The organism is Modestobacter sp. NPDC049651 (genome assembly GCF_040659695.1).
Taxonomy (GTDB): Bacteria; Actinomycetota; Actinomycetes; order Mycobacteriales; family Geodermatophilaceae; genus Modestobacter.
Map to the genome: position 1 here is coordinate 573,161 of NZ_JBFAOG010000001.1, position 25,674 is coordinate 598,834.

At 76.6% G+C, this 25,674-nt stretch carries 18 protein-coding genes, 1 pseudogene and 1 riboswitch; of the genes and pseudogenes, 14 read left to right on the forward strand and 5 right to left on the reverse strand.

The genetic code is table 11. From position 1 onward, the window contains the following. The first annotated feature begins 7 nt into the window (after positions 1-7). From AB0J00_RS02875 to AB0J00_RS02890, 4 genes are all read left to right on the forward strand, one after another. Positions 8-634 carry a hypothetical protein gene (locus tag AB0J00_RS02875; RefSeq protein WP_357739859.1) on the forward strand — a complete coding sequence of 209 codons (627 nt, stop codon included), beginning with the start codon at positions 8-10 and terminating at the stop codon, positions 632-634. Between the two features lie 240 nt (positions 635-874). Next, positions 875-1,162: a hypothetical protein gene (locus AB0J00_RS02880; RefSeq protein WP_357739862.1), complete on the forward strand. Its 288-nt coding sequence runs from the start codon at positions 875-877 to the stop codon at positions 1,160-1,162. Positions 1,163-1,183: 21 nt separating this feature from the next. Then, positions 1,184-1,411 (forward strand): hypothetical protein, encoded by a 228-nt coding sequence (locus AB0J00_RS02885; protein WP_357739865.1) that lies wholly within the window; start codon positions 1,184-1,186, stop codon positions 1,409-1,411. Beyond that, positions 1,408-2,496: a hypothetical protein gene (locus AB0J00_RS02890; protein ID WP_357739868.1), complete on the forward strand. Its 1,089-nt coding sequence runs from the start codon at positions 1,408-1,410 to the stop codon at positions 2,494-2,496. Before AB0J00_RS02885 ends, AB0J00_RS02890 begins: the two co-directional genes overlap by 4 nt. 32 nt (positions 2,497-2,528) lie before the next feature. Here AB0J00_RS02890 and AB0J00_RS02895 read toward each other — a convergent pair whose 3' ends face one another. After that, positions 2,529-3,575: a DUF3048 domain-containing protein gene (locus AB0J00_RS02895; protein WP_357739870.1), complete on the reverse strand. Its 1,047-nt coding sequence runs from the start codon at positions 3,573-3,575 to the stop codon at positions 2,529-2,531. A 171-nt stretch (positions 3,576-3,746) separates the two neighbouring features. Here AB0J00_RS02895 and AB0J00_RS02900 point away from each other — a divergent pair, with 171 nt between their 5' ends. The 7 genes and pseudogenes from AB0J00_RS02900 to AB0J00_RS02930 all read left to right on the forward strand — a co-directional run bounded on the left by AB0J00_RS02900 (position 3,747) and on the right by AB0J00_RS02930 (position 14,836). Continuing rightward, positions 3,747-4,844, forward strand: a complete 1,098-nt coding sequence (locus tag AB0J00_RS02900; protein ID WP_357739873.1) for a DUF5925 domain-containing protein — start codon at positions 3,747-3,749, stop codon at positions 4,842-4,844. Between the two features lie 78 nt (positions 4,845-4,922). Further along, on the forward strand, positions 4,923-5,921 hold the full coding sequence (locus AB0J00_RS02905) for an alpha/beta hydrolase (protein ID WP_357739876.1): 999 nt from the start codon (positions 4,923-4,925) through the stop codon (positions 5,919-5,921). After that, positions 5,918-6,430 carry an HAD domain-containing protein gene (locus tag AB0J00_RS02910; RefSeq protein ID WP_357739879.1) on the forward strand — a complete coding sequence of 171 codons (513 nt, stop codon included), beginning with the start codon at positions 5,918-5,920 and terminating at the stop codon, positions 6,428-6,430. The genes AB0J00_RS02905 and AB0J00_RS02910 overlap by 4 nt, the downstream gene beginning before the upstream one ends. A gap of 61 nt (positions 6,431-6,491) precedes the next feature. Further along, complete coding sequence (locus tag AB0J00_RS02915; protein ID WP_357739882.1) at positions 6,492-11,990, forward strand: DUF4011 domain-containing protein; 5,499 nt, start codon at positions 6,492-6,494, stop codon at positions 11,988-11,990. Between the two features lie 75 nt (positions 11,991-12,065). Then, a pseudogene (locus tag AB0J00_RS02920) lies at positions 12,066-12,209 on the forward strand (helix-turn-helix domain-containing protein); the annotation flags it as partial. Between the two features lie 304 nt (positions 12,210-12,513). Next, a riboswitch (cyclic di-AMP (ydaO/yuaA leader) is annotated at positions 12,514-12,597 on the forward strand. A 31-nt stretch (positions 12,598-12,628) separates the two neighbouring features. Further along, the gene (locus AB0J00_RS02925; RefSeq protein WP_357739885.1) at positions 12,629-13,132 is read left to right on the forward strand and encodes a C40 family peptidase; all 504 of its coding nucleotides are present in this window, start codon (positions 12,629-12,631) and stop codon (positions 13,130-13,132) included. 165 nt (positions 13,133-13,297) lie between these two features. Continuing rightward, complete coding sequence (locus AB0J00_RS02930) at positions 13,298-14,836, forward strand: serine/threonine-protein kinase (protein ID WP_357739888.1); 1,539 nt, start codon at positions 13,298-13,300, stop codon at positions 14,834-14,836. 33 nt (positions 14,837-14,869) lie between these two features. Here AB0J00_RS02930 and AB0J00_RS02935 read toward each other — a convergent pair whose 3' ends face one another. The 3 genes from AB0J00_RS02935 to AB0J00_RS02945 form a co-directional block, all read right to left on the reverse strand. Next, positions 14,870-15,319, reverse strand: coding sequence for a hypothetical protein (locus AB0J00_RS02935; RefSeq protein WP_357739890.1), 450 nt, complete (start codon positions 15,317-15,319; stop codon positions 14,870-14,872). A gap of 136 nt (positions 15,320-15,455) precedes the next feature. After that, positions 15,456-15,797 carry a DUF2510 domain-containing protein gene (locus AB0J00_RS02940; protein WP_357739892.1) on the reverse strand — a complete coding sequence of 114 codons (342 nt, stop codon included), beginning with the start codon at positions 15,795-15,797 and terminating at the stop codon, positions 15,456-15,458. Between the two features lie 130 nt (positions 15,798-15,927). Next, positions 15,928-18,618, reverse strand: coding sequence for a glucosidase (locus tag AB0J00_RS02945; RefSeq protein WP_357739895.1), 2,691 nt, complete (start codon positions 18,616-18,618; stop codon positions 15,928-15,930). A 195-nt stretch (positions 18,619-18,813) separates the two neighbouring features. Here AB0J00_RS02945 and AB0J00_RS02950 point away from each other — a divergent pair, with 195 nt between their 5' ends. Further along, on the forward strand, positions 18,814-20,472 hold the full coding sequence (locus tag AB0J00_RS02950) for a serine/threonine-protein kinase (protein ID WP_357739898.1): 1,659 nt from the start codon (positions 18,814-18,816) through the stop codon (positions 20,470-20,472). Positions 20,473-20,505: 33 nt separating this feature from the next. Here the strand turns inward: AB0J00_RS02950 and AB0J00_RS02955 are convergent, their stop codons facing one another. Continuing rightward, positions 20,506-22,260, reverse strand: a complete 1,755-nt coding sequence (locus AB0J00_RS02955) for a bifunctional diguanylate cyclase/phosphodiesterase (RefSeq protein ID WP_357739900.1) — start codon at positions 22,258-22,260, stop codon at positions 20,506-20,508. A 165-nt stretch (positions 22,261-22,425) separates the two neighbouring features. Here AB0J00_RS02955 and AB0J00_RS02960 point away from each other — a divergent pair, with 165 nt between their 5' ends. Both AB0J00_RS02960 and AB0J00_RS02965 read left to right on the forward strand, forming a co-directional pair. Further along, positions 22,426-23,148 carry a DUF5710 domain-containing protein gene (locus tag AB0J00_RS02960; RefSeq protein ID WP_357739901.1) on the forward strand — a complete coding sequence of 241 codons (723 nt, stop codon included), beginning with the start codon at positions 22,426-22,428 and terminating at the stop codon, positions 23,146-23,148. 209 nt (positions 23,149-23,357) lie between these two features. Beyond that, the gene (locus AB0J00_RS02965) at positions 23,358-25,631 is read left to right on the forward strand and encodes an EAL domain-containing protein (RefSeq protein WP_357739903.1); all 2,274 of its coding nucleotides are present in this window, start codon (positions 23,358-23,360) and stop codon (positions 25,629-25,631) included. Positions 25,632-25,674 lie beyond the last annotated feature (43 nt).

Here is a 25,674-nt window from a genome sequence, read left to right on the forward strand (position 1 = left end):
GGACGCCATGACCGCCACGCTCGCCCCCACCACCTCCTCCCCCGCTCCCGGGCACCGCGCCCCGGCCGGCCGCCCGCCGCTGGCCGCGCTGTCGGTCGTCGCCGGCGGGGTGCTGTTCGCCGTCGGCAACGCGCTGCACCCGATGCGGCACGACGACGCCGCGCTGGAGGCACCGACCTGGCTCGCCGCCCACCTGACGTTCGGCGCCGGCGCGGTGCTGATGGCCGCCGGGATCGGTGTGCTGTTCCGCCGGCTGGCGCCGTCCCGGCTGGCCACCGCCGGGCTCGCCGTCCTGTGGGTCGGGCTGGTGCTCATGCCGATCGGCAGCATCACCGAGGGGTACGTGGCGCCGCTGATGGGTCACTCGCACTTCCACGAGCTCGAGGAGTCCATCGCCTGGTTCTCGGCGCTCGCCGGCACCGCGACGCTGCTCGGCCCGCTGCTGGTCTGCGTCGGGGCGCTGCGGCACCGGCTGCTGCCCGCGGCGGTCGCGCTGGCGCTGCCGGCGATCACCGTCGGGGGCGTGCTGGCCGGCGGGGTGCTGCCGGTCGAGGGCTGGGGGATCATCCCGGGCACCGTCGTCTTCGGGCTGGGCATGGCCGCGGCCGGCTGGGTGGGCCGCCGTCCGGCCTGACCCCCCGCCGTCCCGCCCGGGTCGACCCGCCCGGCGCCAGGGTCGACCCGCACCGACCGAGGTGGAGCCGTGCCACGGCACGGCTCCACCTCAGGCCGCCCGGCTCAACCCGGCGGACGGCCGGGTCGACCCGCAGGAGCCCGGACGGCGATACGTCTTCCACCAACCGGACGACGACCTGCACTCACCGCCGCCGCTGCCTAGCGTGACCGCCATCACTGGCAACCGAGAGGAGTGGCCATGGCTGTGGGTTTCGAGCTGATGGACCCGACGGTGCAGGCCGAGGGGGCAGCGGTGCTGCTCGCCGACCGCCCCGCCGACCTGCGCGGCAAGCGCCTGGTCCTGATGGACAACGGCAAGCACAACGCCCGAGAGCTGCTGGAGGCGGTCTTCGCGATCGTCGAGCCGGAGCTGGCGCCGTCCGAGGTGATCTGGAAGAAGGTGCCGGCGACCTGGCCGGCCCCCGACGAGCTGCTCGACGAGATCGCGGCCGGGTGCGACCTGGTCATCGAAGCGGTCGGTGATTAGGGCAGCTGCAGCGCGGCCAGTGTGGCCGACGTCATCCTGATGGAGAAGCGGGGCATCCCGTCGGTGGCCATCTGCACCGACGCCCTCAAGGCGAGCGCCGACGCCATGGCGACGATCCAGGGCGCCCCCGGTTACACGTTCGCGGTCGTGCCGCACCCGGTGAGCAGCCTGGACGCCGAGGGCATCGCGAAGCACGCCGCACTCGCCGCACCGCAGGTGCTGGCCGTCCTGCGCGGGGAGGCACCGTGACCGAGCAGCAGACCGCCTTCAGCCCCGAGGAGCTGATCGCGGCGATCGAGGAGTGCCACGAGCGCGGCTGGACCGACGGGCTGCCCGTCGTCCCGCCGATCCCGAGCCTGGTGCACCGGTTCCTCGAGCACACCGACCGCTCGCCGTCCGAGGTCCTCTGGACGATGAAGCAGGTCAAGCGCGGCTGCACGGTGGAGGCCGCGGCGATCAACGCCGCGATGGCCGGCTGCCGGCCGGAGCACTTCCCGGTGGTGCTGGCCGCGCTCGAGGCGACCGTCGACGAGGGCTGGCCGGGGCTGGGCGGCTGGCAGAGCACCACCGGCGGGGGTCCGCTGCTGGTGGTCAACGGCCCGGTGCGCGCCGACCTGGGCTTCAACGCCAAGGGCAACGTGTTCGGGCCGGGCTTCCGGGCGAACGCGACGGTCGGCCGCGCGCTGCGGCTGATCATCATGAACGCCTACGGCATCCGGCCGCACGAGCTGGACCAGGCCACCCAGGGCTTCCCCGGCAAGTACTCGCTCTGCATCGCGGAGAACGAGGAGGAGAGCCCCTGGGAGCCGCTGTCGGAGACGCTGGGCCACGCGCCCGGCGTCAGCGCGGTGTCGGCGGTGCACACCCGCAGCACCGAGCACGTCGACAACCGCAACACCGGTGACCCGAAGGCGGTGCTCAACGACCTCGCCGACACCTGCGGCCGGATCGGGTCGATGACCCGCCGGTTCCGCCGGGTCGTGGTGGTGATCGGTCCCGAGCACGCGCAGCTGCTGGCCGGGGGTGGGTTCTCCAAGCAGGACGTGCGCGAGTACCTGGCCGAGCACAGCGGCCGGACGGCGGGGCAGCTGCGCGCCGCCGGTCGCGGCGACTCGACCGCGGTGTTCGAGAACGCCCCGGGCGTCTCGGCGTTCGACGAGGCGTCGGCGTCGGGCATCGACCAGGTCGCGGACGACGACCTGGTGACGACGGTGCGCACGCCGGACGACGTGATCGTGGTGGTCGCCGGCGCCGCGAACGCGGGGATCAGCACGGTGCTGCAGACCCTCGGGTTCCCGACGAAGACGATCGGCACCGCCGAGGTCCGGCGCTGATCCCGGTGGTCGGCTGAGGCGCGACCAGCGCCTCAGCCGACCGCCACGCCGCCGGAGCCGTTGGGCACCAGCTCGACCCAGGTGGTGCCCGGGGCGAGCCGCACCGGCATGCCGTCGGCGGCACCGGTGAGCGCGACCCGGTCGCCGACCGCGTTCTTCGCCCACCGCGCCTCGACGGTGGTGCCGCCGACCGCGACGGTCGCCGCGCCCGAGCCGACCATCTGCGTCTCGGGCACCGGGTTGCCGGCCGGGTCGCGGGCGGTGGTCTGCACGACGTCGACCCGCAGCACGACGACGTTGGTGGCCGCGAGCTGCCGGCCGTCGGCGGTGACCGCCGGCTGCTGGCCCTCGGCGCGCAGCCAGGCCTGCCCGTTCCACGTCCACCGCGGGTGGCTGACCCCGGACATGGTCAGGTCCAGCCGGGTGGCGGGGGTGCCGGCGGTCGGCGGCTGGCCGAACTCGAACTGCGGCTGCGGCGACGCCTTGTGCGCATCGTCGGCCTGCCCGACGAGCACGGTGGGGTCGGCGTAGACGTTGTGCGGTGCCTTGCGGGTGCTGACCCGGGAGAAGCCGGCGGCGCCGGAGTCCTGGCTGACCACCTGCAGCCCGGCGTCCCGGGCGGCCTGCACGTACGCGGGCACGCCGCCGGAGAACGCGAGCAGGCCGTGCAGCGGGGCGGCGATCGCCGGGTCCATCGGCCGGACCGAGCGCACGGGCCCGATTTGCGGCGGCAGCGTCGACTGGTAGACGGCGACGAACCGGGTGATGCCGCCCTCGACGACCTGCTCCCAGACGACGTCGGCGGCGTCCAGCCCGGTCTGCGGGCGCGCGTCGACGGAGTTCTCCACCTTGATCGCCAGCGCCGGGCGCTCGGTGACGTCACCGGTGGCCGAGCTCGCGGTCAGCCCGGTGAGCGGCCAGGTCGGCGGCGGCGGGGGCGGCGGGGTGGGCGTGGGGGTCGGCGCGGCGCTCGTGGTCCGGGGCGCGGCGGCGGGCTGCTCGTCGTCCCCGCTGCAGCCGGTGAGGCCGCCGAGCGCGAGCCCGGCGGCGACCAGGCCGCCCAGGTACCGGGCCTTCATGTCGTCTCCTTGCTCCGTGCGGGCTCCGTGCGGGGGAAGGGTCGAGCATCCCCCAGCCGGTGTGCGCCCACGGGCAGGTCGTGCGTGTCGGCAGCGGCGGAATGCAGGTGTGGCCGTCGGCGGCCGGCCGTAGAGTTCGCGGGCTCTGCTCCCCGCTCCCCAGGAGGACCCGTGACCGCCGCGCTGCCCGGCTCGCCCTCGGGCACCGTCGTCCCCGGCGTCCAGCTGTCGGACGTCGAGGACATCAGTGACGCAGTGCTGCTGCACGCCCAGTGGACCGGCGCGATGCCCTACCACCGGGCGGCCGAGGTGCCCGGTGCCGTCGACGACCTGCGCGCACTGCTCCCGGACGGCGCGCGGGTCCGGCTGGACCAGCGCGCGGAGAAGTGGCGCGCGGTGCTGGCCGACCTCGACGGCGCGATCGTGCACCTGTCCGTGCGGTGGGGCATCACGCACGCCACGGTCATCGGCGCCGACCTGCGGCGGGTCGAGGAGGTGCTGGACCGGCTGGTCGGGAGCGCCCGGACGGCGGTCGCGCTGCCCGAGGGCACCGTGCGGATGCGGTTCTGGTCGAGCTCCCAGGACACCGCGACGAGCGCGGCGCGCACGGTGTCGACGCCGCAGTGGCCGGACGTGGTGGGCAACTACGCCGGCAGCACCGCCGCCGGCCTGGACCCGCTGCTCGCGCTGACCGACCTCGAGGGGCGCACGGGCCGGCTGGTGCTCTGGCACGGCGCCCCGGGTACCGGCAAGACCACCGCGGCCCGGGCGCTGAGCCGGGCGTGGTCGGGCTGGTGCGACACCCACTACGTGACCGACCCCGAGCAGCTGTTCGCCAGCCCGCAGTACCTCCTCGAGGTGGCCGGCGGCGACGAGGACGACGTCGACGAGGACCCCGGCCGGTGGCGGCTGGTGGTCGCCGAGGACTGCGACGAGTACCTGCGCAGCGACGCGAAGCTGCGGGCCGGGGCGTCGCTGGGCCGGCTGCTCAACCTGTGCGACGGCATCCTCGGGCACGGCCTGCGGGTGGTGGTGCTGCTCACCACGAACGAGGACCTGGGCGCGCTGCACCCGGCGATCACCCGGCCCGGGCGGTGCCTGAGCGCGGTCGAGTTCTCCCCGCTGTCCCCGGCGGAGGCGCAGGCCTGGCTCGGCCCGGACAGCCCCGCCCCCACCGGCCCGGTGACCCTGGCCGAGCTGTACGCGCTGCGCGAGGAGCGCAGGCTGCCGACCGTCCGGCGGGGAACCGACATCGGGGGCTACCTCTGACCCCTGCTCGCCCGGCCCGGGTCGGGACGCCAGGATGAGACCGCGGTCACCCCCGGCCGCCCCGCAGCTGGAGGTCCCGTGACGCCGACGTCCGCCCCGACCGACCCGGTCGGCCCGCCGCCGCCCTTCGACCCGGAGCTGGCCGCGGCCCTGGCGCCGCTGGCCGGTGTGCTCCCGCCGTCGATCACCCCGGAGATGGTCGCGCTGCGCCGCGGCGCCGCCCCGCCCGTGCCGCCGCCGACCGACGAGGAGCTCTCCCGCGGCGGCCGGTTCACCGTCGAGGAGCGCACCGTGCCCGGGCCGGCCGGCGCCCCGGACGTGTCGCTGCTGGTCATCCGGCCGGCGCGCACCGGGGCCCCGGTGCCGGTCGTCTACCACACCCACGGCGGCGGGATGGTCCTCGGCGACAACCGCAGCGGGGTCGCCGACATCGTCGACTGGGCGGAGGAGCTGGACCTCGCCGTCGTCTCGGTGGAGTACCGGCTGGCACCGGAGACGCCGCACCCCGGCCCGGTCGAGGACTGCTGGGCCGGGCTGGTCTGGACCGCCGAGCACGCGACCGAGCTGGGCCTCGACCCGGCTCGGATCGTGGTGGCCGGGGCGAGCGCCGGCGGCGGGCTGGCCGCGGCGCTCGCGCTGATGGCCCGCGACCGCGGCGCCCCGGCGCTGGCCGGTCAGCTGCTGATCTGCCCGATGCTCGACGACCGCAACGAGACGGTCTCCGCGCGGCAGATGGCCGGGCGCGGCGTGTGGGACCGCACCAGCAACGAGACCGGCTGGACGGCGCTGCTCGGCGACGCCCGCGGCGGCCCGGACGTCTCCCCCTACGCCGCACCGGCGCGGGCGGCGGACCTCGCCGGCCTGCCGCCGGCGTTCATCGACGTGGGCAGCGCGGAGACCTTCCGCGACGAGGACGTCGCCTACGCCGGCCGCATCTGGCAGGCCGGTGGCGAGGCGGAGCTGCACGTCTGGCCCGGTGGCTTCCACGGCTTCGACGGGTTCGCCCCGCAGGCGCAGCTGTCCCGGGAGGCGCGGGCCGCGCGGGTGCGGTGGCTGCGCCGGCTGCTGGCCCGGTGACCGCTCCCCCGGTGCTGCTGCTCGACGTCGACGGCGTGCTCAACGCGCTCACCCCGGAGCTGCCGGCGGGCTGGGCGCGCGGCCGGTTCAACGGCTACGTGCTCAGCTGGGACCCCACGGTCACCGCCCGGCTGCGCGACTGGCACGAGAGCGGCCGGGTCGAGCTGCAGTGGCTGACCACCTGGACGGCGGACGCCGACGCGCTGCTCGCCGATCCGATGGGGCTGCCGCGGGGGCTGCGGGTGCACGAGCGGGCGGCGGCGCCGACCGGGTTCGCCGGCCGGTGGGGCGCGCTGGCCGGCTGGTGGAAGCTGACCGCCGCGCAGGATGTCGCGGCGGCCGAGCCGGGCCGGCGGATCGTCTGGATCGACGACGACCTCGCCGACCAGGCGGCCGACGCCGGGGAGTGGCTGGCCGCGAACCCGCAGGTCTTCGTCGTCTCCCCCCACCTCGCGACCGGGCTCACCCACGCCGAGCTGGACGCGGTGGAGGCCTGGCTGGACGGCTGAGCCGCGACACACGGCCGCCGGGGTCCCGGGAACGGGTGCCGCCGCCGGGTACACAGGGACCATGGGCGTCCCCCCGGGCCCGGCGGTCGCCGTCGACGGCGACCGCGACCGGGTGGTGGTCGACGCCGTCCCGGTGGTCGGCGAGGCGCTCGCCCGGGGCCGGGTGCCGCTCGTCGCGCGGCTCACGCTCCCCGCCGGACCGGCCGACGGCGCCGTCGTGACCGTCGCCGCCCGGGCCGGGGCGGTGCGGCTGGGCCCGGACGTCGAGCTGCGTTGCGCCCTCCGGCCGGACCGCCCCACCGTGCTGGCCGACGTCGGGCTGCTCGCCGATCCCGACGTGCTCGCCTCACCCGGGCTGCCCGCCGCCGGCGAGCTCACCGTGCGGGTGACCGCCGACGGCGCGGAGCTCGCCGCCGCCAGCACCCGGCTGCGGGTGCTCGCCCCCGGCGAGTGGCTGGCCGCCCCCGGTCCGCTCGCGCTGGAGACCCTCGCCGCGCACGTGCGGCCCGACGACCCGGCGGCCGCTGCGCTCGTCGGCTCGGCCACCGACCTGCTGCGCGCCGCGACCGGCGACCCGGGCCGGGAGCCGTCGCGGTCGGACGCGCACCGGATCGACCAGACCGCGGCCGCCTTGGTCGAGGCGTTCCGCCGCCGGGCGGTGCGCCCGGGCCCGGCCCCGGACAGCTGGGCCGACGTGCCCCAGCGGGTGCGCACCCCCACCGAGGTGCTCGACGAGCGGGTGGCCAGCAGCCTGGACGCCGTCGTGGTGCTGGCCGCCGCGTTCGAGCACGCCGGGCTGCGGCCGCTGCTGTGGATCGCCGACGGGCACGCCTTCCTCGGCTACTGGCGCACCGGCCGCAGCACCCAGGCCACCGCGACGACCGACGTGGCCGGGCTGGTGCCGCTGGTCCGGCGCGGAGCGGTGCAGCTGGTGGAACCGACGATGCTGACCGGGACCGCGCCGCCGGCGACCTTCGGCGACCTGCACCGCACCCCGCTCGCCGCCTGGCTGACCGGCGACCTGCACCGGCTGGTCGGCGTCACCGACGTGCACCGGGCCCGGCTCGACGGCATCGGCCCGCTGCCGCCCGCCCCCGAGGCGCCCGGGCCTGCGCCCCGGCGCCGGCGGGGAGCGGCGGGAGCCCGCTGGGCGTTCCCCGACGAGCTGCTCGACCTGGGCACCGACGACGGGCTGAGCGACACCGCCCCGGTGCCGCTCACCCTGCCCCCCACCGGGCTGCGCGACCTGGCCGAGCGGATCGCCGCGGGCGGCGGGGCCACGCTGCTGCCCGACGACCAGCTGGGCGCCGTCCACCGCCGGCGCGGCATCGTCAGCGCGCGGGACCTGCCCGCCCACCAGCTCGGCGACCTGCTCACCGGGCACGGCGGCGTCTACACCGAGCTGACCGGCGACGGCTACGGACGCCGGCTGGACGCGCTCGCCGTCCGGGCCGGCGCGGCGGCCGAGCAGACCGGCGACGCCCTGCTGCACCTGACCCTCGGCGCGATCGCCTGGGAGCTCGACGGCCGGCCGGTGCGCTCGCCGCTGGTGCTCGTGCCGGTCACGCTGACCCGGGTGCCCGGCAGCGGCGCCCGCCGGCTGGCGCTGGACCCGGCCGGGGTGCCGGCGGTCAACGAGCGGCTGTCCACCGAGCTGCACCGGCGCACCGGGCTGGACCTGCCGGCCGCGGACGTGCGCGCCGACCTGCCCGGCGCGCTGGCCGCCGTGCTGGCGGCGCTGCCCCCGGCGCTGGCCCGGGCCGGGCTGCCCGCCCGGGTGCAGCCCACGGCGGCGCTGGCGCTGCTGCCGCTGCCCGCGCAGCAGCGGCGCACCGACGCCGACCGGCACCCCACCGAGTTCATGCGCAACCCGCTGGTGGCCGCGCTGGTCAGCGGCCCGGCGACCCGCTTCCGGCCGCCGGCGCCCGACCCGGCGGACACCGTCGACCCGGACCTCGACGAGCTCGCCGCGCGGCTGCCGCTGCCGGCCGACGCCGGGCAGCTCGCGGCGATCGCGGACGCCTGCGCCGGCCGGACGCTCGTGCTCGACGGAGCGCCGGGCACGGGCCGGACGCACACCGTGGCCGCCCTGGCCGCCGCGGTCGTCGGCGCGGGCCGGCGGGTGCTGGTCGTCGCCGGTGCCCGGGCGACCCGGCAGGCGCTGACCGAGCGGCTGACCGCGGCCGGGCTGGGTGCGGTCCTGGCCGGCGGCCCCGCCCCGGTCGCACCGGTACCCGACGCGACCGAGGAGCTGCGCGCCGCCCGCCGCGCGCTCACCGCCTACCGGGACCGGCTGCACGAGCCGAACTCCGCGGGGCTCACGCTCTACGCCGCGCACGCCGGCACGGTCGGTGCCGACGCCGACCTGCCGGTGCTGCCGGTCCCGCCCGCGTTCGTCGTGACGGCCTCCGACCGCACGGTCGCGGCCGTGCGGTCGCTGCTCGCGGAGTTCCCACGCCGGGCCGCCGCCACCCTGCCCGGCCCCGGTCACCCGTGGGGGCTGGTCTGCAGCGACGCGGTCGACCCGGGCGCCGTCGCCACGGCCGCCGCGGACCTGGACGCCGCGCTGGAGCGGCTGCCCAGCGCTGGCCCGCTGGCCCGGGTGGTCGCGGCCGTCCGCACCCCGGCCGACCTCGACGTGCTGACCGTCGTGCTGGCCGGCCCGGTGCTGCGGGTGGAGGACCTGGAGCCGGCGCTGCGGGCGGACTGGGACGACGGGGCCGACGCGCTGCTGGCCGAGACGGCGGAGGTCGCCGGCAGCGACCACCCCGGGCTGGACGTCGCCTGGCCAACGGCGCTGGACCTGCCGCTGGCCGGCATCGTCGCCGGCGCGCAGGAGGCGGCGGCGTCCGGCCGGCTGGGCCGCACCAAGCGGCTGCTGGCCGTGCGCGCGGAGCTGGAGCCGGTGCTGCGCGACGGCGTGGAGGTGCTGCCCGCCGACGTGCCCGCGCTGGCCGAGGCGCTGCTCGGGGTGCAGGAGCAGGTCCGCGACCTGGCCGCCCGGGCGGGCGACGTCCCCGGCCTGACGGTGCCCTGGAACTGGAACCCGCTGCTGGCCCCCGACCTGCTCGACGGGCAGGTCGGTCGGCTGCGCCGGCTGCGGGCGGCGCTGCTGGACCGGGGTCCTTTCCCCGCCGCGCTGCGCCGGTACCTGCTCACCGAGCCCGGTCCCGATCCGCTGCACGCGGCCGCGCTCACCGCGCTGCGGACGGCGCTGGAGACGCTGCTCGCCGTCGTGGGTGCGGGCGGGGCGGAGCTGGCGGACTGGGCGGGCGAGGAGGGGGTGTTCCCGCGCTGGGAGGCCACCCGGGCCGGGCGGGCGCTCGACGAGCCCGGCCTGCCGTCGCTGGCCCGCTGGCTGGAGCTGCTGCGCTCGCTGCACCTGCTGGAGGCCGCGCAGCTGCCCGGCGTGCGCAGCGCGCTGCTCGCCGGCGCGGTGCCGGCCGAGGACGCCGTCGCCGCCTTCGACCGCGGGCTCGCGCGCACCTCGCTCACCGAGCGGGCGGCGGCCACCGGCCTGGGCGCCGCCGAGGCCGCCGCGGTGCAGCGGGCGCACGACCGCGCGCTCGAGCTCGGCGGCCGGCTGCGCGCGCGGGTGGCCGGCACGCCGGCTCCCGCGGTGGAGGCTCCGCCTCCCGAGCCCGCCGCGGACGTGCCGGCGCTGTTCGCCGACCCGGCCGACCTCCCGCGCTGCGTGCTGACCACGCCCGCCGCGGTCGCCCGGCAGCTGCCGCCGCTGGCCGGCACGTTCGACCTGGTGCTCGTGGAGGACGCCGAGCGGCTGCCCGTGGTCGACGCGATCGGTGCGCTGGGTCGTGGCCGGACGGCGGTCGTGGTGGGCGACGGTGCGCAGGCCGGCGGCGCGGATCTGCTGTCGGCGTGCCTGCGCGCCGGGGTGCCGCGCCGCGAGCTGATCTGGCAGCACCGGGCGCTGGCCGAGGAGCTGACCGCCGCCGCGCCCCGGCCCGGCACCCGCACGTTCCCCTCCCCCGGTGGCCGCGCCGCGGTCTCGCTGGTGCGCACCGGCGGCGCGGTGCTGCGCTCGGCCACCGACGACCGGTTCACCAACCCCGCGGAGGCCGACGCGGTCGTCGCGGAGGTGCGGCGGCGCCCGGGCCGGTCGGTGGGCGTGGTGGCGCTGCACGACGCCCAGCGCGCGCTGGTCGAGGAGCGGCTGCGCGCCACCGGCGACGAGCGGCTGCTGCAGGCGCTCGCCGACGGCACCGTGTGGGTGCGCGAACCGGCGGACGTGGCCGGGCGGGAGTGCGACACCGTGCTGCTCACGCTGGGTTGCGCGCCCGAGGGCCTCGACCGGCTGGCCGGCGACCTGGGTCCGCTGGCCCGCTCAGGCGGGGAGCACCTGCTGACCGCGGCGGTCACCCGGGCGCGGCGGGAGGTCGTCGTGGTCGCGTCGTTCCCGCCGGCGCTGCTCGCCGGCGGCGCCACGTCGGCCGCCGGGGTGCGCCGGCTGCGCGCGCTGCTGGACGTGGCCACCGGGGCGCGGCCGCCGCAGCCGGCCGCGGACCGGCGGCCCGACGCGCACCGCGAGGACGTCGCCGCCGGGCTGCGCGGCCGCGGCCTGGCTGTGCGCACCGACGTCGGGACGTCGGACTTCCGGGTGGACCTCGCCGTGGGGGTCCCGGGTGCGCCCCCGGTGCTGGCGGTGCTGCTCGACGGCCCCGCGTGGGCGGCGCGGGAGACGGTGACCGACCGCGACCTGGTGCCGGCGGAGGCGCTGGCCGCGCGGTGGCCGGCAGTCCAGCGGGTCTGGCTGCCCGGCTGGCTGGCCGACCGGGAGGCCGTGCTCGACCGGTTGGTGGAGGCGGTCCGGTCGGCGCCGGGCCCCGCCGTCCCGGAGCCCGTCGAGGAACCGGTCGCGGAACCGGCCGACGACGAGCTGGACGACGACGACCTCGACGACACCGACGACCTCGACGACCTCGACGACCTCGACGACGAGGACCTCGGCGAACCGGTGCGCACCACGGCGCTGCCGGTGCTCGCCCCCGCCGTGCTGCCCGGCGAGCAGCCGTTCCAGCCGTGGACCCCGCGGCCGGCCGGTGACCCCCGCCTGCTGCACCAGCTCGCCAACCCGGAGGCCGCGCGGGCGGTGCGCCGCACGATGCTGGCCGGCATCGCCGCCGAGGGCCCGGTGCACCGGGTGCGGCTGGCCCGGCTGACCGCCGCGGCGTTCGGGGTGGCCCGGCTGAGCGAGGCGCGCACCGAGGACGTGCTGGCGCTGCTGCCCGAGCCCGGTGCCGAGTACCGCTGGCCGGCGGGGCTGGACCCGGCGTCCTGGGCGGGCTTCCGCCGGCAGTCCGACCACGCCGACCGGCCCCTGGAGCACGTGCCGCCGGAGGAGGTGGCCAACGCGATGGTGGCGCTGTGCCGGGCCCGGGCCGGGCTGACCCGCGAGGAGCTGTTCGACGAGACGCTGGCCGTCTTCGGCCACCGCCGGCACCACCCGGTGCTCATCCCGTACCTGGAGGCCGCGCTGTCGGCGCTGGTGCGCGCCGACCGGGTCACCCGCGCCGGAGGGCTGATCGTCGCGACCGGCTGACCCGCCCGGTCAGCGGGGAGCGGCGGCCCCGGCGGCCAGGTCGACCGGCACCCCGGGCGGCCGGAGGCGGCCCGGAGGGCGCTCGCCTCCCCTGCCGGGCGCCGGCGGTCGGTGGCTGCCGTCGCGCGGGCTCACGGGTTCGCCGACCCCAGCCACTTCGCCCGCCGGTTCCGGGAGGCGTACGGGCTGAGCCCGCGGGACTGGCAGCGCGCCCGCTGACACGCGGGCCGGGCTGCTCACGGTGTGCAGGGACGCGCGCAGGCCCCGGGAATTCGTCCGGCGCAGTCGTCCGCGGCCGTCTTCCGCAGTGTTCTCCACCCCTTCCGGAACCGCGCAGTTCACCGACGGCGAGTCCCGAGCACCCGGGCGCGCCGACCACACGGGGTCACCAGCCGTGACGTGCTGTCCCCCTGCGGAGCGCTGCGCCCGCTCATAGGTTCAGCGCGCCCGCCGGGTCCTCGTCGCCGATGGCGACCCCCGCCGGGCACGCCGAACGGGCCCGCCCCCGCCAGGGGCGGGCCGGACCGGGGACCCACCGCACGTCTGGGGTGAAGCGGCCACCGCGCCGCCGGGCGAGTTCCCGCCCGAACCCGTCAGCTCACCCGGTAGGCGGTCGAGAACGAGGAGAACCGTCGTCGATGACGACTGCACGCACGTCCATCCTGCCCCGCTCCCGCCGCGCCGCCGTGGCGGTGCTCGTCGGAGCCGGGGTGGCGCTCACCCCGCTGCCGGCCTTCGCCTCCAGCTCCGGCGGCGGCGGGGTCGCCGCAGCACCCGCTCCCGCGCCCAACGGCGCCGCCCAGAAGGCGGTCGACACCGCGCTCGCCCAGCAGGGTGACCCCTACGTGTGGGCCGCGGCCGGCCCGGACGCCTTCGACTGCTCCGGGCTCACCCAGTACGCCTACGCGGCGGCCGGGGTGAAGCTGCCGCACTCGTCCCTGTCCCAGTCCAAGCTGGGCACGCCGGTGTCGCGGGCCGACCTGCGGCCCGGTGACCTGGTGTTCTTCTACAGCCCGGTGAGCCATGTCGGGATGTACATCGGCAACGGCCAGATGGTGCACGCACCGACCAGCGGCAGCGTCGTCAAGGTGGTCAGCCTCGACGCGATGGGCAGCTTCACCACCGCCCGACGGCTGACCTGACCGCGTCCGGCGCCGCGCGACCGGATCGGGTGCAGCGGATCGTCACCCACCGGTCGCGGAGCGTCGGGAACACGGGGCCGGACGACGGCGCCGGCGCGCGGCTCGCGCGCCGGTGCCGGCACCCGGCTCTAGCGTCAGGCCCAGTCGGACGGCAGGGGGTGGCCGGTGGCGGACGCGACGCACTTCGGTCCGTACGAGCTGCGCGGCCTCCTCGGCCGGGGCGGCATGGGCGAGGTGCACCTGGCCCACGACGAGCAGCACGAGCGGGACGTCGCGCTGAAGCTGCTGCCCGAGGGCCTGGCCGCCGACCCGGCGTTCACCGCACGCTTCGCGGCGGAGTGCCACGCGGTCGCGCAGCTGACCGAGCCGCACGTCATCCCGGTGCACCGGTTCGGCGAGGTCGACGGCCGGCCGTTCATCGACATGCGGCTGGTCGACGGCTCCGACCTGGCCCGGCTGCTCGCCCGGGACGGCGCGCTGCCGGCGGCCCGGGCGGTCGCGCTGGTCGAGCAGGCGGCCCACGCGCTGGACGCCGCGCACGCCGCCGGGGTGCTGCACCGGGACGTGAAGCCGTCGAACCTGCTGGTCGCGCCGCACGACTTCGTCTACCTGGTCGACTTCGGGCTGGCCGAGGCGATCGGCGCGGCGTCGCCGGTCGAGCGGACGACCGTCGGGACGCCGCACTACCTGGCGCCGGAGCGGGTGCTCGACGGCGCCGAGCCGGACGCGCGGTCGGACGTCTACTCGCTGGCCTGCGTGCTGTTCGAGTGCCTCACCGGGGGGCCGCCGTTCCCGCTGGACACCAGCGACGCGGTGGTGCGGGCGCACCTCAGCGAACGGGCGCCGCGGGTCACTTCGCTGCGGCCCGAACTGCCCGCCGACCTCGACTCGGTGCTGGCGCGCGGCATGGCGAAGGTGCCGTCGGCGCGGTACGCCAGCGCCGGTGCGCTCGCGGCCGCCGCCCGGGCCGCGGTGCACGGCGACGCCGTGCTCCCGGTCGCCGCCGCGGAGGAACCGGCGGACGTCGGCTTGGACACGTTGCTGGGCGCCCGCCGCCCGGGGCTGACCGGCGGGGTCGTGACCCGTCCGGTGCGCCGGCCCGGGGTGGGGGGCCGCGGGGTGCGGGCGGTGCTCACCGTGGGCGCGGGTGCGGTGCTGCTGCTCGGCGGGGCGGTGCTGGGCGGGACCGTGCTCCGGCCGGTCACCCCGTCGGCCGCGGAGGTGGACGGCGTCGCGGACCCGACAGCGCGGCCGGCGGCGACCACGACGGTGTCCGCCACGCCGACACCGACGCCGATGCCGGTGCCCGTGACGCCCAGCCCGGCCGCGGCGTCGGTGCCGGCGACCGAGGAGCCGCAGGAGGCAGCCGCACCGCGGACCAGCCGGGCACCGGTCCCGCGGCGGACCGCGGCCCCGCCCCCGGCGCCCGCGCCGAGCACCCCGCCGCCGAGCGAGCAGCCGCCGGCGAGCAGCCCGCCGCCGGAGCCGCCCCCGGCGACCAGCGAGGTGCCCAGCGAGCCGGCGCCCCCGCCGGTCGTGGAGCCGCCGCCGCCGACGGTCAGCGTGCCGGTGCCGCCGCCGGTGACCGAGCCGGCACCACCGACGACGACCGCTCCGGCTCCACCGACCTCGGCGGCGCCGGCACCGCCGACGTCCTGGTGGCCGCCGTTCAACCGCCCCGCGCCGACCTTCCCGAACCGCTGACCGGCCGCGTCCGACCGGGCAGCCCCGGCCGGGTCAGGGGCGGATGCCGCGGTGGCTGGCGGCGCAGGCCGAGCAGTCGTCGCGGTCGTGCATGTCCTCCGGCGCGTGCACCGTCCGGCAGGTGCGGCACCAGCGCAGCCGGCGCCGGCTCGCCCGGACGACGTCCTCGACAGCGTCGGCCAGGAGGTCCGGCTGGAAGGTCACGTCGTCGCGGGCGAACTCCCGCGCGTCGGTCCAGCCGAGCACCGGGCCGGGGTCCCAGCGCACCAGCGGGCGGGCCAGCACCAGCTGCGCGTGGTCGACGCCCAGCAGCACCTGGCGCGGCTTCCCGGCGACGAACCAGGTCGCGCCGGTCCACCGGTCGACCGGCCACTCGCGGCCGCGCACGTCCGCCCGCCGCCAGCCCCCACCGAGCGCCCGCAACGCCGTCCGCGGGTCCACGCCCAGTGCGTCCGCCAGCTCGGCCAGCGCGTCGTCGTCCATGCCTCGTCCCCCTTCGAGCACCGGCGGGCACCCTGCCAGCAGGGTCCGACACGAGCACGGACGAACGACGCCCCGGCCTCCTCGGAGTGTTCGTCCGAGGAAGCCGGGGCGCGCGTCCGGCGGTCCGGCTCGACGGTCAGCCCTCGACGGGCTTGGTCATCCCGGTCCACTGCGAACCGTCGAACCACCGCAGCACAGCCGGGTCGTCGGGGTCGTTGTAGAACCCCGGGGGCGGCCCCACCGGTGAGGGAGCCGGGGCCTGCACAGCTCGCATGTCGCGGACCTCCTCGCGGACGTTCGCGTGATCGGCGGCCGCGAGCTGCTGCCGCTGGTTCTCGATCATCATCGCCGTCTGGGCGACCTGCACGCGGGCGGCGTTGCGCGTCTGCTTGGCGTACTTGGCCGTCCGCTCGTCCTTGCTCCGGTAGTTGACCAGGCCCATGGTGCCGAGCGACATGCTCTTGCGGATCAGACCCATTGATTGCTCTCCCTCCGTGGCGTCTCCCGAGACCATCGGACGGCGCCGCCTCGGAAGGAAGGCGAAGACGGCTGACCTCACACTTCTTGGGGCAGTGAGACCAGACCAGCACGGCCGGTCCGCCGGCCTCTCAGGCCCAGCGCGGGTCGGGTGGGAGCCGCGGGTTGAGCAGGTGCGCGACCAGCGCCGTCCAGCCGGTCTGGTGCGTCGCCCCGAGCCCCTCGCCGGTGTCGCCGTCGAAGTACTCGCTGAACGTCGGGTGCTCCCGCCACAGCGGCGAGTCGCTGGCCTCGATGCGCTTGCCGTCGGCCGGGCGCTTGCCGTTGACCGGCCGGAACAGCGCGGTCAGCCCGTCGTCGATGATGTCCGCGGCCTCGACCAGCGTGACCTGCCGGCCCGAGCCGGTCGGCATCTCGATGGTCAGCGAGTCGCCGTAGTGCCGGCCGAGCGTGCGCAGCTTGTCGGCCAGCAGCACGTTCACCGGGAACCAGACCGGCCCGCGCCAGTTCGAGTTCCCGCCGAACAGCTTGGTGTGCGACTCCCCCGGCTCGTACTCGATCGACGCGTCCCGCCCGCCGACGTTGGCGAACACCTGCCCGGTCGCCTTCGACAGCGAGCGGATGCCGTAGGGCGAGAGGAACTCGTCGCGGTCGAACATCCGCTGCAGCAGCCGCTGCAACCGCTCCTTGTCGACCAGCGACAGGATCATCTTGCGACCCTCGGGCGTCGACCGGCTGCGCAGCGGGCCCATCAGCTCCGGCCGGCGCTTCTGCAGCCAGCGCACCTTGTTCGCGACGTCCGGCAGCTGGCTGACCCACCCCGGGATCTCGGTCGCGCCCAGGATCGGCAGCAGCCCCACCATCGAGCGCACCCGCAGCGGCTCCGCCGTCCCGTCCGGGGAGACGAGCACGTCGTAGAAGAAGCCGTCGTCCTCGTGCCACAGCGACACCTCCTGCGACCCGAACGCGTTCATCGCGCGGGCGATCGCCAGGAAGTGCTCGAAGAACTTGGTCGCGACGCCGTCCCACGCCTGGTCGTTGCGCGACAGCTCGAGCGCGATCTTGAGCATCTGCTGGCAGTAGAACGCCATCCAGCTCGTCGCGTCGGACTGCTCCAGCTTGTAGCCCGGCGGCAGCGGCGCGGACCGGTCGAACAGCGCGATGTTGTCCATGCCGAGGAAGCCGCCCTCGAACACGTTGGAGCCGTCGGCGTCCTTGCGGTTGACCCACCAGCTGAAGTTCAGCAGCAGCTTGGTGAACACCCGGATGAGGAACTGCTGGTCGCGGTACCCGTCGAGCCGGTACACGTGCCACGCGGCCCACGCGTGCACCGGCGGGTTCACGTCACCGAACGCCCACTCGTACGCCGGCAGCTGGCCGTTGGGGTGCATCGCCCACTCGCGGCACATCAGCACGAGCTGCTCCTTGGCGAATGCGGGGTCGACGTGCGCCAGCGGCAGGCAGTGGAAGGCGGTGTCCCACGCGGCGAACCACGGGTACTCCCACTCGTCGGGCATCGAGATGACGTCGGCGAGCGCCAGGTGCCGCCAGCCGGTGTTGCGCCGGCCGCGTCCCCGGCGCGACTCGGGCGCCGGGACGTCGGGGTCCCCGTCCAGCCACTGGCTGACGTCGAACCGGTACAGCTGCTTGGTCCACAGCAGCCCGGCGTAGGCGCGGCGGGCGACGTGCCGGTCGTCGGTGTCCAGGCTGTCGTCGATGACGCTGGCGTAGAACTCGTCCGCGTCCGCGCGGCGCTGGGCCAGCACGCCCTCGAACTCGTCGCCGAACATCTGCTCGTCCGGGTGGTCGCGGCGCAGCCGCAGCTTCACCTGGACGGTCTCCCCGGGCGCGACGGCGTCCCACTGGTACCAGAACGCGGCCTTGGTGCCCGAGTCCGCCGGGTTGACGGCGTCCCGCTGACCGTGGACGACGCGGCGGTTGATGCCGTCCTTCGGGTACCGGCTGAGGTTCCGCTCGGCGCCGAACAGCGCGACGGCGTTGGTCTCGTTGTCGCAGAACAGCACCGTCGGCGCGCCCTCGGCGGCCAGCACGTACCGGCCGAGCGCCCCGTGCTCGGCCTCGACCGCCTCCAGCCCGTTGACCGTCAGCGTGGGTGCGAGCAGCTGGCTGAGCGTGCCCTGCCGCTTGTCGCCGCCCCACGACCAGGTGTTGCGGAACCAGACCTGCGGCAGCAGGTGCAGCGGCGCGGCCTCGGGGCCGTGGTTGGTGGCCGAGACGACGATGCAGACGTCCTCCGGCGAGTCCTTGGCGTAGGTGACCTGCACGTCGAAGAACCGGTCGTCGTCGAGCACGCCGGTGTCGGCCAGCTCGTACTCGCGCTCCAGCTTGCTGCGCTGCGCGTTGACCTCGCGCAGCTCGGCGTAGGGGAACTCGGCCTGCGGGTAGCGGTAGAGCCACTGCATCCACGAGTGCGTGGGCGTGCCGTCGACGGCCCACCAGTACTCCTTGGCGTCCTCGCCGTGGTTGCCCTCCTCGTTGGTCAGCCCGAAGAGGCGCTCCTTGAGGACGGGGTCCTTCCCGTTCCACATGGCGACGGAGAAGTTGAGGAAGCCGTAGCGGTCGCAGAGCCCGCCGAGGCCGTCCTCACCCCAGCGGTAGGCGCGGGCGTGCGCGTGGTCGAAGGGGAACGACGCCCAGGCGTCGCCGTCCGCGGAGTAGTCCTCGCGGACGGTCCCCCACTGCCGGCCGGCCAGGTACGGGCCCCACATCCGCCACGGGGCGGACATGTCGGCGGACTCGGCCAGACGGGCGTGCTCGGCGGTGCGGGGGGCCGCGGGCTCGGGCCCAGGTGGTGCAGACACGACGCCGAGCGTCCCACGGTTGCGTTGCACCCGGGTGACGCGCAGGAGACCGCGGCGACGCGGGTGGCTGCTGGGGCGCGCCGGGTTCTTTGCGGTCGCGTGACGAAGCGCACCGGCCGGTTTCCCCGGCGGAGGGCACGGGGACGGCGGAGAGGACAGAAGCAGCGCAACCGATCCGTGCACGGGAGAAGCTCCTTGGCGTTTCCGACCTCCTTCGGCCAGTACGAGCTCCAGGAACTGCTGGGGCAGGGCGGCATGGGCGAGGTGTACCGGGCCCGGGACCGGGAGCACGACCGGGTGGTGGCGCTCAAACTGCTGCGCCCGTCGCTGGCGGCCGAGCCCGGCTTCGCGGACCGCTTCCTCGCGGAGAGCCACGCCGTCGCCCAGCTGACCGACCCGCACGTGGTGCCCGTGCACCGGTTCGGCGCGATCGACGGCCGGCTGTTCCTGGACATGCGCCTGGTGGACGGCGAGGACCTCTCCCGGCTCATCGCCCGCGAGGCCCCGCTGCCGCTGGCCCGGGCTCTGCCCCTGCTGAACCAGGCAGCCCTCGCCCTCGATGCCGCACACCGCGCGGGTCTGGTGCACCGCGACGTGAAGCCGTCCAACCTGCTCGTCACCCCGCAGGGCTTCCTCTACCTGGTCGACTTCGGGCTGGCCCGGTCGGTCGGCGCCACCGCGGGGCAGCCCGCACCGGATGCGGCGACCATCGGGTCGTTCGACTACCTGGCCCCCGAGCGGCTGCGCCGGGACCCCGCGGCCGATGCCCGCACCGACGTGTACGCGCTGGCCTGCGTGCTGTTCGAGCTGCTCACCGGGCAGCGCCCGTTCCCCGGCACCCCGGGGCCCGAACTGGCGCGCGCGCACCTCGAGCAGGCACCACCCCGGGTCACCGACGTCGTCCCCGGCCTCCCACCGGGCCTCGACGACGTGGTCGCCCGCGGCATGGCCAAGGACCCGGCCGACCGGCACCCCACGGCGGGCGCGCTGGCCGCCGCCGCTGCCGCTGCCGCGCAGGGGTCTGCGGCCGGCCCCCCGGGCACGGGGCTCGACGGCTTGCTCGGCACCGGGCCGACGGTGGCCGTCCCGCAGCCCCGGACGTCCCGGTCGGCGCGGCGGCGGGCCGCGGTCATGGTCGGGACCGTCGGGTTCGGCGGTGTCCTGCTGCTCGGCGGCACCGCTGCGCTGGGCAGCGACCTGTTCCGCACCGACGGCGGGGCGAGCGTCGCAGCCGCAGCCCCGACCGCGGACGACGGGCCGCCGCCCGCAGCACCGACGTCGAGCTCCCCTGCCTTCCGCCCGGCGGTGACGCCGCAGCCGGTCGTCCCAGCAGAGGTGCCCGTGCCTGCGGTCGCGCTCAGGACGGCCCCGGAGACCACCCCGGAGTCCACCGCCCCGGAGACGACCGCCCCAGAGACGACCACCCCGGAGACGACCACCCCGGAGACGACCACCCCGGAGTCCACCGCCCCGGAGCCCACCGCCTCCGGGTCGCGCGCGCCGAGCACTGCGCCGCCGGCCGAGACGGAGGACGCGGCACCGGTCGAGACCACGGTCCCCCCGTCCCCGGCACCGCCCACCCCGGAACCGACCACCACCCCGGAACCGACCACCACCCCAGAACCGACCACCACCCCAGAACCGACCACCACCCCAGAACCGACCACCACCCCAGAACCGACCACCACCCCAGAACCGACCACCACCCCAGAGCCGACCACCACCCCAGAGCCGACCACCACCCCGGAACCGACCGCGCCCGCCACGACCGCTGAGCCCACGTCGACCGCGGGGCCCACGTCGACCGCGGCGGGCAGCAGCGCCGGGCCGACGTCGGGCGTCGCGGCCGGCTGACGGGAACGGCTCCGCCGGGACCCGCCGGGCGCGTCAGGTGCTGCGGGCCGCACCGGCCAGCGGCTGCGCGAGGGCCGGCCCGGCGAGCAGGGCGGGCAGCGGGACGGCGCGGCCGTACAGCCAGCCCTGCGCGAACTCGCAACCGACGTCGCGCACCGCGGCCGCCTGCTCGCCGGTCTCGACGCCCTCGGCGACCACGTCCAGGCCCAGCCCGCGGCACATCGTGACCAGGTCCCGGAGCATCTGCGCCCGGCGCGGCGAGTCGGTGAGCGTGGCGATGAACGAGCGGTCCAGCTTCAGGATGTCGGCCGGCAGCGTGTCCAGCCGGCTCAGCGACGACCAGCCGGTGCCGAAGTCGTCGATCGAGACGTTCACGCCCAGCGCGCGGACGGCGTGCAGCGCCGCGACGGCGCTCGGCGACTCGCCGTCCAGCAGGCTCTCGGTCACCTCCAGCACGAGGTGGCCGGCGGGGAAGCCGGTCTCGGCCAGGACGGCGCGAACCCGCTGCGGGTAGCCGGGGTCGTTGAGCTCGCGGCCGGACACGTTGACGCCGACGGTGAGCTGCGCACCCGTCCTAGACCGGACGCCGGCCAGCTCCGCGCACGCGGTGCGCAGCACGTGCTCGCCGAGCGCGTGCACCAGCCCGCCCTGCTCGGCGACCGGCACGAACTCGGTGGGCGGCACCGGGCCGCGCCCGGCGTGGGTCCAGCGGGCCAGCGCCTCGACGCCGGTCACCGCGCCGCCGGGCACGGTGACGATCGGCTGGTAGTGCACCTCGATCTCCCCGGCGGTCAGCGCGGCGGCGAGGTCGCGGGCGAGCGGGGAGCCGACGTTCCCGTCGAGCTCGCTGCGGCCGCGCCCGGCGGCCTTGGCGTCGTAGAGCGCGCGGTCGGCGCGGCGCATCAGGTCCGCGCCGCTGTTGCCGGGCTGCCGCTCGGCGATCCCGCAGGACATCCCGACGTCCGGGTGCAGCGCAGCGATCCGCCGGACCAGGGCCAGCGCCGCGGGCCCGGCCACCCCGGGCAGCAGGAGCGCGAACTCGTCGCCGCCGTGCCGGGCGAGCAGCGCGGTGGGCGGGAGCTCGAGGCTCCAGACCTCGGCGACCCGGCAGAGCACCCGGTCGCCGGCCTCGTGCCCGGCGGTGTCGTTGATCTGCTTGAAGTGGTCGAGGTCGAGCAGCGCGGCCGACAGCGGCTCACCGGTGCGGGACGCCGAGACGAGCAGCTCCTGCAGCACGTCGTCGAACCCCCGGCGGTTGGCCAGCCCGGTGAGCGGGTCGCGGCTCGCGCTGGACGCCCGGATGACCAGCCCCCGGGTGACCACGCCCAGCGCGACGATCACCGAGTCCAGCGCCAGGGCCAGCGGGAGCGGGACGTCGCCCTGCAGCTGCAGCGCCATCGTCACCGCGCCGACGCCCCCGACCATGTGCAGGTACGCGAGCGGCAGGCTGAAGAAGAAGAACGCGTCGACCGCGACGAACGACATCACCGAGGCCGCCGCGACCGCGGTCGCCGAGTCGGGGCTGACCAGCACGGCGGCGACGATCAGCCCGGCGGCCGAGGCGACCGGGGCGTGGAAGACCGACCGCGGCCAGCGCGGTCCGAACCGGGAGGATGCGGCTCCGCAGCCCACCGCGCACAGCGCCAGCCCGACGAGCGCCCAGCGACCGGCGCCGTGCAGACCGGTGGCGGCGAGCAGCGCGGCTGCGCCACCGGAGACGAAGAAGGTCGCCAGGACGCGCGCCATCATGCGCGGCGTCGCCACCTCGGGCGCGGTCGACCAGCTCACCCAGCAGACGTCGTCGGGGTCGGGCCCGCAGTTGACCGCCCGAGCGGAACCCGCCGGTCCCGGTCACCCGGCGGGGTGAACGGCCGACGGCGCGGAGAAAACCGAGACAGGACCGTGCGGTGTGCGGCACACTCGGCCCCTCGTCGTGACCAGGGGGAGGTTCCGATGGCGGAGCGGCTGTGGCTGGACGTGCCTTACGCGGAGAAGGACCAGGCGAAGGCGGCCGGCGCCCGCTGGGACCAGGAGGCGCGCCGCTGGTACGCGCCGCGCGCCGACCTGCTGCCGGGGCTGGCCCGGTGGCGCCCGAAGGAGCAGGAACGGGAGCAACGGACGCCGGTCGCGCCGCCGTCCGGGCCGGTCCCGACGCACTTCCCGGGCGAGGACCGCGCATTCGGCCGGGGGCTGTTCGTCGACCTGGTGCCCCGCAGCTGCTGGTTCACCAACGTGCGCAGCTGCGTGGAGCCGAGCCAGTGGGACGGCCTGCGGAAGATGGTCTACCGGCGCGCCGACTGGCACTGCGAGGCGTGCGGCGCCGCCGGTGCGCAGCTCGAGGCGCACGAGCGCTGGGCCTACGACGAGGCGACCCGGACACAGCACCTGCGGCGGCTGATCTGCCTCTGCCACGACTGCCACGAGGCCACGCACTACGGCTTCGCGAGCATCAAGGGGCGGGACGCCGAGGCGCGGGCGCACCTGGCGGCGGTGAACGGCTGGTCGGCGGCGCAGACCGCGCGGCACATCGACGAGGCGGCCGCGGTGTGGCGGCGGCGCAACACCGTCGACTGGTCGCTGGACCTCAGCATGCTCACCGACGCCGGCATCACGGTGCGCCGGCCACCGTCCGCGGCCGAGCGACGGGAGCAGGGCACGCACCGTCCGCCCGGCTGAGCCACCTCCCCCCACCGGGGGATCCAGCCGGAACCCGTCCCCGCACCGCCGACTGCGCTGAACGAAACACGTCCGTAACGGAAACAGCAGGTCAGGCCGCTGGAAGCGATACCGGGCGGTTCCGTTGCGGCACCACGCGCGCACCGCCGCGGCGTCCACCCGGCTCCCGGACCGGTCAAGGGCGCCCGCACGCCGTCCGATGGGGTGGCGTGAACGTCAAGGCCTGGCACGCGTACGCGACGGCCGGCGGGGTGGTCCTCGCCGGCTACTTCCTGCTGCCCGCCGGCATCCCCCGGGACAGCGCCTACGTGGCGGTCGGGCTGTCCAGCGTCGCGGCGGTCGTGGCCGGCATCCGCCTGCACCGGCCCGCGCGACCGGCGGCCTGGTGGGCCATGGCCGCCGGGCAGCTGAGCTGGGTGACCGCCGACGCGCTGTTCTCCTGGTACGACGACGTGCTGCACGTGTCGCCCTACCCCTCGCCCGCCGACGCCTTCTACCTGGCCGCCTACCCGATCCTCGGGGGCGGCATCGTCGTGCTCATCCGCGTGCGGCAGCGCCGACTCGACCTGGCCGGGTCGATCGACAGCGCCGTCGTGACGATCGCGCTGGGCCTGGTGTCCTGGCTGGTGATCGCCGGACCGATCGTGCACTCCGCCGAGGCGGTGCCCACCCGCCTGGTCAGCCTGGCCTACCCGGCCGGCGACATCCTGCTGCTCGCCCTGCTGGCCCGGCTGGTCACGACCCCCGGCGCGCGCACCGCGTCGTTCCGGCTGCTCGGCGCCGCCGTGGGCACCATGCTGCTCGCCGACGTCGGCTACGCGGTGATCACCGCCCGGACCGACTACGACAGCGGGGCGTTCGACCTCCTGTGGCTCGCCTCCTACGTGCTCTGGGGCGCGGCCGCGCTGCACCCCTCGATGCGCAGCCTGTCGGAGCGGTGCCCCGGGGAGCCCGCACCCTTCAGCGGCCGCCGGCTCGCCGCCCTGGGGATCGCGGTGCTCGTCGCGCCGGGGGCGCTCGCCGTCCAGCTGACGTTCCACCTGGCCGTGCAGGGCTGGCCGGTCGTCGTCGCCTCGGTGGCGCTGTTCGGCCTGGTCGTGGCCCGCATGCACCTGGCCATCCGGGAGATCGTGGCCGCCGGCCGGCGGCGCACCGAGCTGCAGCAGGAGCTCGCCCACCAGGCCGCCTACGACTCGCTCACCGGGCTGGCCAACCGCGCGCACGTGCTGGAGCTCATCGGCGCCGCGATGCACCGGGCCCGGCGCAGCGGCACCCAGCTCGCACTGCTGGCGCTGGACCTCGACGGCTTCAAGGCGGTGAACGACACCTTCGGCCACCAGGCCGGTGACGAGGTGCTGCGTGTCGTCGCCCAGCGGATGCGCGCGGTCGTGCGCGTCGGTGACACCGTGGGCCGGCTGGCCGGCGACGAGTTCGTCGTCCTGGTCGAGCCGCTGGAGGAGTCGGGCGAGCTGCTCGACCTCGGCGACCGGCTGATCGCCGCGGTCGCCGCGCCGATCTCGGTGGGCGGCCGCGAGGTGACGGTCGGGGTGAGCATCGGGGCGGCGGTCAGCTCCGACGGCGGCACGGACGCCGACGCACTGCTGCACCACGCCGACGCCGCGACCTACCGGGCGAAGACCGCCGGCCGCGGGCGGGTGGAGCTGTTCGACGAGGCGCTGCGCCGGCAGCTGGACGAGCAGGCCTGCCTGGAGGACGCCGTCCGCACCGGGCTGGCCGCCGGCGAGTTCGTGCTGCACTACCAGCCGGTGCTGGCGCTCTCGACCGGCCGGCTGCTCGGCTACGAGGCGCTGATCCGGTGGGAGCGGCCCGGCTACGGGCTGGTGCCGCCGGACCTGTTCATCCCGGTGGCCGAGCAGTCGACGCTGATCTGCGAGGTCGGCCGGTGGGTGCTGGGTGAGGCCACCCGGCAGCTGGCCGCCTGGCGCGCCGCCGACCCCGCGGCCGCGGAGCTGACCGTGGCGGTGAACGTGTCCGGGCGGCAGCTGGCGAGCCCGGGCGTGGTCGACGACGTCGCCGCGGCGCTGGCGGCGTCCGGGCTGCCGGCGTCCGCGCTGGTCGTCGAGATCACCGAGACGGTGCTGGTCGACCGGCTCTCCACCGCGGAGCGGCTCGCGGAGCTGCGCGCCCTGGGTGTCGGGGTGAGCATCGACGACTTCGGCACCGGCTACACCTCGATCGGCCAGCTGCAGCACCTGTCGGTCGACACGCTCAAGATCGACCGCAGCTTCGTCAGCTCCCCGGGCCCCGGCACGGTCGAGCTGGTGCGGCTGATGATCAACGCGGCGCACGCCTTCGGCCTGACCGTGGTCGCCGAGGGCATCGAGGACGCCGAGCAGCTGGCCCTGCTGGAGCGGCTGGCCTGCGACGCCGGGCAGGGCTACCTGTTCTCCAAGCCCCGCCCCGCCGCGGACCTGCCCCCGGCGTCGGTCGCGCTGCTGCCCGGCTCCCCCGCCGCGACGTGATCACCCCGGGTGCAGCGTTGCCTCATCGCTGACGAGGCAACGC

Coding starts and splice junctions, on each gene's coding strand:
- AB0J00_RS02875 (WP_357739859.1), top strand. CDS start 8: ATGACCGCCACGCTCGCCCCCACCACCTCCTCCCCCGCTCCCGGGCAC.
- AB0J00_RS02880 (WP_357739862.1), top strand. CDS start 875: ATGGCTGTGGGTTTCGAGCTGATGGACCCGACGGTGCAGGCCGAGGGG.
- AB0J00_RS02895 (WP_357739870.1), bottom strand. CDS start 3,575: ATGAAGGCCCGGTACCTGGGCGGCCTGGTCGCCGCCGGGCTCGCGCTC.
- AB0J00_RS02915 (WP_357739882.1), top strand. CDS start 6,492: ATGGGCGTCCCCCCGGGCCCGGCGGTCGCCGTCGACGGCGACCGCGAC.
- AB0J00_RS02925 (WP_357739885.1), top strand. CDS start 12,629: ATGACGACTGCACGCACGTCCATCCTGCCCCGCTCCCGCCGCGCCGCC.
- AB0J00_RS02935 (WP_357739890.1), bottom strand. CDS start 15,319: ATGGACGACGACGCGCTGGCCGAGCTGGCGGACGCACTGGGCGTGGAC.
- AB0J00_RS02940 (WP_357739892.1), bottom strand. CDS start 15,797: ATGGGTCTGATCCGCAAGAGCATGTCGCTCGGCACCATGGGCCTGGTC.
- AB0J00_RS02960 (WP_357739901.1), top strand. CDS start 22,426: ATGGCGGAGCGGCTGTGGCTGGACGTGCCTTACGCGGAGAAGGACCAG.